The organism is Azovibrio sp. (assembly GCF_049658005.1).
Classification (GTDB): Bacteria; Pseudomonadota; Gammaproteobacteria; order Burkholderiales; family Rhodocyclaceae; genus Azovibrio.
Map to the genome: position 1 here is coordinate 1 of NZ_JBASOH010000034.1, position 8,073 is coordinate 8,073.

Genomic DNA, 8,073 nt, shown 5'->3' on the forward strand with positions numbered 1-8,073 from the left:
GCGCTGGCCCGGGTTTCCCGCAGCGCCTGGGCTTCCTGTTCGCTGGCGATGCTGGCTTCGGCCCGGCGGCGGTCGGCTTCGGCCTGGCGGGCGCTCCCCCCGATGGGAATGGTGAGGGAAAGGCCGAGGAGCCGCTCTTCACCATCCTTTTCCCGGGTCAGCCGGACCCCGACGGTGGGGTCGGCCAGCCGCTCCCGGTCGGTGCGCTGGGCCTGCAGCTGGCTGCGTGAGGATTCCAGCCGCGCCAGGCGCAGGCCCGGCTCATGGGTCAGAAGCTCCTGTTCCCATTGTTCCAGGTTGCCCTCGATGGCCTGGGGCGGGCTCAGGGTCAGCTGGGTGGGCAGGGGCAGACCGGGAAAGCGTTGTTGCAGCTGCTCCCGGGTCGCGTGCAGTTCCGCCTCGCGGGTTTGCTGTTCGGCTTCCATCTGGGCGAGGGCGGCTTCGATCTGCAGTGTTTCCAGTTCGGAGGCATCGCCGAGTTCCCGGCGCCGCTGGATGGCGCGGGTTTCCTTGGCCAGCGTCGTCCGGGCGGCTTCGATCTGGGTCAGCCGTTGCTGGGCCCGCAGCCAGGCAAACCAGGTCTCCAGCAATAGCCGGGCGCCGTTGTGCAGGCGTTCTTCGGCGGCGGCTTCGGCGATGGCGCGCTGCTCCTGGCCCAGGCGCGTATCCAGGGCGGCCTTGCCGGGGAGGCGCCAGGCCCGCTCCACTCCGACGGCCCAATCCTGGGTGTGGCGGTCCGGCCCGCTCATGGCATCGCGGCTACGGCGCTGCTGGCCTTCGAGGGTCACGGCCCATTCATGGGGGCCGGCTTCGAGCTGGCGTTGCCAGGCTTCGCCCCGGGCAATTTCGCCCTGGCCAGCCCGGACCGAGGGCAATTCGAGCAGGGCCTGCCGCACCGCGGCTTCGGGGGGCAGGGCCGAGTCGGCGTGGGCCGAAAGGGGGCTCAGGGCGGCGAGCAGCAGGGCGAAGCGGTGCAAGGAGGACTTCATGCCAGCTTTCCGTGAGCCAGGACCGGCGTCAGCCAGTAGTAGAGGTTGGCGCCGGCGAAGGCGTCGCGCAGCAGGGCCAGAATGGCATCGGCCTTGCTCTGGCTGCTGCAGACGGTATCGAGCCGTTTGCGTTGCACATGGCCGCAGACCAGTTCGGCGGCTTCCACCAGCTGGACCGAGCTGCCGTGGCCTTGCGCTTCGGTCAAGGAAAAGCCGGAGGTCAGGTCCGGGTGGGCCAGCAGGGCATCGGCAACCGCTTCTTCGAGCTCATGGGGCACGATCAGGGTGAGCAGCATGGCGGATTCCGGCAGGGGGGATTCAGGCATGAGGGGCCTCGCGAAAAGGAGTGGGGGGCCGCTGGCCGAAACGGCGGTACAGGATCGGCAGGATCAGCAGCGTCAGCAGGGTGGAGGTCACGAGGCCGCCGATCACGACGATGGCGAGCGGCCTTTGCACTTCCGAACCGGGGCCACTGGCAAACAGCAGCGGCACGAGGCCCAGGGCGGCGATGCTGGCGGTCATCAGCACCGGCCGCAGGCGACGTTTGGCGCCTTCCACCACCACCTGGTCGATGGATAGGCCGGTGGCCAGCAGCTGGTTGAAGTAGCTCACCATCACCACGCCGTTCAGGACGGCGATACCGAGCAGGGCGATGAAGCCGACGGAAGCGGGGACGGACAGGTATTCGCCGGACAGCAGCAGCGAGAACACGCCACCCACCAGGGCAAAGGGAATGTTGGAGAGCACCAGCACCGCCTGGCGCACCGAGCGGAAGGTGGAAAAGAGCAGGAAGAAGATCAGCGCCAGGGCCATCGGCACCACGATCGCCAGCCGGGCGGCGGCGCGCTGCTGGTTTTCGAACTGGCCGCCCCAGGCGACCCGATAGCCGGGCGGGAGCTGGATGCCGGTTTCGACCGCCTTGCGGGCGTCCTCGACAAAGCCGACCAGGTCGCGGCCGCGCACATTGGACTGGACCACCACGAAGCGCTGGGCGTTTTCCCGGTCGACCTTGACCGGGCCGTCTACCCGCTCGATGCGGGCGATGCTGGTGAGGGGAATGCTCTGGCCGTCCGGCGCGGCGATGCGGAGCCCGGTGAAGGCCGAGGGACTGTCGCGCAGATCGACCGAGCCCTTGATGAGCAGGGACAGGCGCCGTCCGGATTCGATCACGGTGCCGACGATCTGGCCTTCCAGCAGGCCCTTCAGGGTGTCCTCCACTTCTTCGACATTGAGGCCGAAGCGCCCGGCCGCGAGCCGGTCCACGCGGATCTGCAGGTACTGGACGCCTTCGTTCTTGATGGTGAAAGTGTCTTCGGCGCCCTGGATGCCCTTGATGCTGGTCTCGATCTGCCCGGCGAGCCGGTTGAGGGTGTTCAGGTCCGGGCCGTAAATCTTGACCGCCAGATCGCCGCGCACCCCGGTCAGCATTTCGGAAACGCGCATGTCGATCGGTTGGGTGAAGGAAAAGCCGATGCCGGGAAAGTCGGCCATCACCTGGCGCAGCTGATCGGTGAGCCAGTCCGGGTCCGGGGTGCGCCATTCGTTCCTGGGCTTGAGGACCAAGAAGGTGTCGGTCTGATTCAGGCCCATCGGGTCGAGGCCCAGTTCATCGGCGCCGGTGCGGGCCACGATCGCCTTCACCTCCGGCACCCCTTCCATGATGGCGCGTTGAATGCGGCCATCCAGGGCCAGGCTCTGCTCCAGGGTGATGGAGGGCAGCTTTTCCAGCTGCATGATCAGGTCCCCTTCATCCATGGTGGGCATGAAGCTCTTGCCGAGCAGGGTATAGGCCCCTGCGGCCGCGACCAGGCTGACCAGGGCGCCCACGATCATGGTCCGGGTGTGGGCCAGGGCCCAGGACAGCAGCCGGTCGTAAATGCCATTCATCCGGCGTACCAGCCAGGGCTCCTGATGGGCCCCGCGCTGCATCAGCCACGAGGCCAGCACGGGCACGGTGGTCAGGGAGAGAAGGAGCGAGGCGGAGAGCGCGAACACGATGGTGAGCGCCACCGGGCCGAACATCTTGCCTTCCAGCCCCTGCAGCGAAAGCAGCGGCAAAAAGACGATGATGATGATGAAAATGCCGGAGGCCACCGGGGCGGCCACCTCCCGGGCGGCCCGGTAGATCAGGTGCAGGGTGGGCAGGTTGTCCGGGGCGTGGGCCAGTTCGGTTTCCACGTTTTCGACCACCACCACCGCCGCATCCACCAGCATCCCGATGGCGATGGCCAGGCCGCCCAGGCTCATGAGATTGGCCGAGAGCCCGAAACGGTCCATCAGGATGAAGGTCGCCAGGGCCGAGAGGGGCAGCATCAGGGCGACCACCACGGCAGCGCGCAGGTTGCCGAGGAAGGCCAGCAGCAGGATCAGCACCAGCACGATCGCTTCGAGCAAGGCCTTGGAGACGGTCTGCACGGCCCGGTCCACCAGGGAACTGCGGTCGTAGAAGGGCACGATGCTGATGCCCGGCGGCAGGGCGGGCGCGATTTCGTCCAGCCGCGCCTTGACGCCGGCCACCACGGCCCGCGCATTGGCGCCCCGGAGACCGAGCACCAGGCCCTGCACCGCCTCGCCCCCGCCACTCTTGGTCACGGCGCCATAGCGGCTCAGGTAGCCATACCGCACGGCAGCCACGTCCCCCACCCGGGCGACGCCGCCGGGGCCGCTCTGGACCACGATGGCGGCGACGTCCTCCAGGGTGCGGATGGCGCCCTCGGTGCGTACCAGCAGGGATTCCTCCCCGTCGTTGAGGCGCCCGGCCCCGTCGTTGCGGTTGTTGCGGGCCAGGGCTTCGCGCAGCTGCGCCAGGGACAGGCCCCGGGCCGCCAGGGCCGTGGTGTCGGGCACGACTTCGAAGGTCTTTACATAGCCGCCCAGGCTATTGACATCGGCCACGCCGGGCACGGTGCGTAGCTGCGGGCGGATCACCCATTCCAGCAGGCTGCGCTTTTCATCGAGCGGCAGGTCTCCTTCGATGGTGAACATGAACATTTCCCCGAGCGGGGTGGTGATCGGGGCCAGGCCGCCGCTGATGCCGGGCGGCAGGCTGCCCATGACGCCGGACAGGCGCTCGCCCACCTGCTGGCGAGCCCAGTAGATGTCGGTGCCATCCTCGAAGTCGATGGTGATGTCGGTGATGGCGTATTTGGAGGTGGAGCGCAACAGGCGCTGCCGGGGAATGCCCAGCATTTCCTGCTCGACCGGAGTGACGATGCGGGCTTCCACTTCTTCCGGGGTCATGCCGGGGGCCTTGAGGATGATCTTGACCTGAGAGGTGGAAACATCGGGAAAGGCGTCGATGGGAAGCTGCAGAAAAGCCTGTATCCCGAGTCCTGCGAGCATCAAGGTGAGCACCAGCACCAGGAGGCGCTGGGTCAGGGAAAAGCGGATCAGGCGCACCAGCATTACTTGCCCTCCGCCGCGCCAAGCAGCATGGCCTTGAGGCTGGCCACGCCCTGGACGGCCACCCGCTCACCGGGGGCGAGCCCTTCCACCATCACGGTATCCCCGAGCTGGGAGAGCACCTTCACCGGGCGGGCCACGAAGCGGACCGAATCGCCCTTGCCCTGCTGGACAAAGGCCAGCAACTGTCCCCCATGGCGCACCAGGGCGCGGCTGGGGAGGGCGAGCCCGGCCTGGCCGCTGACGTGGATTTCCACTTCCACGGCCTGGCCCGGGCTGAGCCGCGCACTGCCCTGATCCACCTGGGCGCGCAAGGTGGCATTCTGGCTCATCGGGTCCACGCTGCGGCTTATGGCCAGCAGCTTGCCCTCCAGCCCCAGGAGAGGCAGGCTCACCGGGTCGCCGACCTTGACCTGGGCGGCCACGGCGGGCGGCACCTGCAGGGTGATCCAGAGCGGGCTGAGCTTGCCGATGCGGGCAATCGGGGTGGCGGCGGGCAGGCGGTCTCCGGCCTGGGCCAGTTGGTCGAGCAGGATGCCGTCCATGCCCGCCCGCAGTTCCAGCAGCGGCGCGATCTGTCCCGGCTTGCCTCCGGCCAGGCTCAGGGCCTGGCGGCTTTGCGCCAGCTGGGCACTGGATTCAATGGCGCTCGCCCGGGTATTTTCCAGGCGGCCGGCGGGGATGATGCCTTCCTTGAACAGCTGTTCGTCGCGCTTTAACGCCGCTCCGGTCTGCGCCGCCCGGGCACTGGCTTCGCCGTGCTGGCGTTGCAGTTCCAGGGCGCCGGGGCTGACCAGGCGGGCCACCACCTGCCCCTTCTTGACCGCCGCTCCCGGCGCGACCAGCAGTTCCTGCAAGGTGCCCTCCAGGGGGGCGACCAGCACCTGCAACTGGCCGGCGGGGACTTCGACCCGGCCCGGCAGATGCTGGAGCCGGGCGTCGGCCTGGGCATTCAGGACCTGGGTCTGGATGCCCAGGGAAAGGATCTGGCGTCCGCTCAGCGGGCCGGTTTCAGCAGCCTGGACGCAAACGGCGGTGAGCCAGAGCGGGAGCAGCAGGCAGAGTGCCTGACGTGGCATCGGGAGGTGAAGGGGCATGGGATGAGAATGTCCGTGAGCAAAATGGTGGCTACCTTAATTCACGCTGTCTGAACCGGGCCTGAACAGCGGTTGGCGGCAGGCGGGCCGCCCGGTTCCGGCCGGGGTGGGCGGCTGGAGTCGTTGCGGCGCCAGGCGGCCCAGACCCAACTCGGCCTTGAGCAGGATGGCCAGGCCAAGGCTGAGTGCCCAGGCGAACCACAGCGACCAGAGGGTGTGGGAAAGAAAATGGGCGCCCTGGATCATGCGCGCCAGGCCCATCAGGCTGCCCAGGCCGAGCCCCGCCAGGAGGCCGAGGCGCGCCAGGCGAGCCCCGGCCGGGCGCAGGGCGATGCCCCAGACGATCCAGAGGTAGCCCGCCGAAGCGTGCCCGGCGGGAAAACATTCGCCCGCCTTGATGCCTTCCGGCGCCGCCGCAAAGAGCGGCAGATAGGGGGCGAAGCCGCCGAAGTCCGCCAGATCCCAGGGGCAGTAACGGTGGGTGAGGCCCTTCAGCAAGGTGGTGCCGAGGGGGATCAGCAGCATGCCCAGGGCGGCCAGCACGGCATTGCGGCGCGGCAGCCAGGCGAGTTCGCCCTTCCAGCCCAGGTAGCAGAAATAAAGGGCCCCGGCCACGGCCACGGAGGAAGCCTGTTTCATGCCGTGGTATAGCACGGTGTCGAGCAGCCATTGGTGGCGGAGCGGAAAGCGGCCCAGTTCCGGGTCGTAGAGGCGGCGGGCGATTTCCAGGTCGAGGCGGGTGTGCTCGGAGACCAGGAACAGCACGGCGGCGCCGATGAGCAGCAGCAGCGCCTGGGCGGCGGGCCAGCGCCAGGAAGCGGGCCGATGTGACGCTAGCTGCGGCATGGGGCGGACAGGTCGAGCCGGGGATCCCGGGCCTGGGTGCTGACATCCAAAAGGCCAAGGAGGGTATGGAACAGGTTGTCGTGGCTGGCGGGCTTGGTGGCCTCGCGGCGCAGGCAGGCGGTATCGAGCCCGAAACTTTTTGCGTAGCCGCGGGAAAACCACATCAGCATCGGCACCCGGGTCTGCTCCCGCGGCGCGATGGCATAGGGCATGCCGTGCAGGTAGAGCCCGTTTTCGCCGAGCGATTCGCCGTGGTCGGAGACATACAGCAGGGCCGTGTCGTAGCGCGCTTCCTGCGCCTTCAGGAGGTCGATGGTCCGGGCCAGGAAGTGGTCGGTGTAAAGCAGGGCGTTGTCGTAGCTGTTGCCGATCTGGGCCTGGCTGCACTGGCTCAGGTCGGCCGTGTCGCAGCCCGGGCCGAAGCGCCGGAAGGCTTCCGGATAGCGCTTGTAGTAGGCCGGCCCGTGATTGCCCAGCTGATGCAGGACGAGCACCAGATTGCCGTGCTGGTCGGCGGCCAGGCGGGGGATGCCGTCGAGCAGGATCTCGTCCAGGCAGCGCTCCCCGTCGCAGAGCGCCGGGCGCGGCTCGGGGCGCTGCAGTTCGAGGCCGGCGCAGACGCCCTTGCAGCCGGACTGGTTGTCGCGCCAGATCACCCGGAAGCCGGCCCGGGCCAGCACCTGCAAGAGGGATTCGCTACCGCGGATGTCCGCCTCGTCATAGTGCCGCCGGCCCTGCAGGGAGAACATGCAAGGCAGCGAGACTTCGGTATTGGTGCCGCAACTGGAGACGTCCGTAAAACCGATCACGTCCTGGGCGGCGGTCTCCGGCGTCGTGTCGCGCAGCTTGCCGTCCGGCCCCGGATGCGGGCCCCAGTTGGCGGCGCGCGCGGTTTCCCCCACTACCAGCACGAACAGCACGGGTTTGTCGCGCCTGGCCCAGGCGGCTCCGGGCGCGGCATCGGGGGCGATCGTCTTTTTTACCGCCGGGCTGGCCTGGGCATCCTGGCTCAAGGCCCGGGCCAGGGAATACACCACGTTGCCGGGGGTGATCAGGTAGCGCACTTCCTTTTGATTGCGCATCAGGGCGGCCAGATCCTGGTAGGCCAGGGCGAGGCCGGCCACGCCGAGGACGAGGGCGGCCGCAAGGCTCAGGCCCCGCACCAGCAGGGCCTTGCCGAGGCGGCGGGGGCGGATGTCCACGCGGCTGAGAAACAACAGGGGCAGGGCGAGGTAGAGGGCGAGATGGGGCAGCAGGTCGAGGGTCAACAATTCCCGGGCCTCGGCCGGGTCGGTGCGCAGCACGTTTCTGAGCATGTCCGGATCGACATAGATGCCGAACTTCTGCATGTAAAAGCCGGCGCTGGCGGCCAGGGCCAGGAGCAGGACCAGCAAGGGTTTGATGCTGCGGCGGAAGGCGGGGAGGGCGGCCAGGCCGAAGTGCAAGGCGGTGATCAGCAGGCCGGTGCCTGCCAGGAAGCGCCAGGTGGCAAGGCTGGCCGGGTCGCGCCCGTGCAGGGCGGCCTGCCAGAAGACGCCGTTGCCGGCCAGGGTAAACCACAGGCTGGCGATGAGGAGCAGGGTTTCCTGGCTCCAGGCGAAGCGGGGCAGGCGGGCGGCGGTGACGGCAAGCTTGGATTCGTTCATGGTGCGGCAGTGTGGCGGGGCGGGTGTGAGGCTTTAGTGAGGAATTTGTGAAGAAATCGTGAGATCGGGGCCGAAATCCACCCAGAACAGGGC

General features: G+C 68.4%; 6 protein-coding genes. All 6 read right to left on the reverse strand.

Annotated elements, in window-relative coordinates:
* The coding region (locus WBH99_RS03285; protein ID WP_424218685.1) for a TolC family protein at positions 1-989 on the reverse strand (989 nt) is incomplete at its 3' end.
* Positions 986-1,315 (reverse strand): DUF3240 family protein, encoded by a 330-nt coding sequence (locus WBH99_RS03290; RefSeq protein WP_424218686.1) that lies wholly within the window; start codon positions 1,313-1,315, stop codon positions 986-988. The genes WBH99_RS03285 and WBH99_RS03290, both read right to left, overlap by 4 nt.
* Positions 1,308-4,394 (reverse strand): efflux RND transporter permease subunit, encoded by a 3,087-nt coding sequence (locus tag WBH99_RS03295; RefSeq protein ID WP_424218687.1) that lies wholly within the window; start codon positions 4,392-4,394, stop codon positions 1,308-1,310. The genes WBH99_RS03290 and WBH99_RS03295 overlap by 8 nt, the downstream gene beginning before the upstream one ends.
* Entirely contained in the window at positions 4,394-5,488 is a 1,095-nt protein-coding gene (locus WBH99_RS03300; protein ID WP_424218688.1) for an efflux RND transporter periplasmic adaptor subunit, read from the reverse strand. The genes WBH99_RS03295 and WBH99_RS03300 overlap by 1 nt, the downstream gene beginning before the upstream one ends.
* A 36-nt stretch (positions 5,489-5,524) precedes the next feature.
* Positions 5,525-6,334 (reverse strand): phosphatase PAP2 family protein, encoded by an 810-nt coding sequence (locus WBH99_RS03305; RefSeq protein WP_424218689.1) that lies wholly within the window; start codon positions 6,332-6,334, stop codon positions 5,525-5,527.
* Positions 6,322-7,980 carry a phosphoethanolamine transferase gene (locus WBH99_RS03310; RefSeq protein ID WP_424218690.1) on the reverse strand — a complete coding sequence of 553 codons (1,659 nt, stop codon included), beginning with the start codon at positions 7,978-7,980 and terminating at the stop codon, positions 6,322-6,324. Before WBH99_RS03310 ends, WBH99_RS03305 begins: the two co-directional genes overlap by 13 nt.
* Positions 7,981-8,073: the final 93 nt, after the last annotated feature.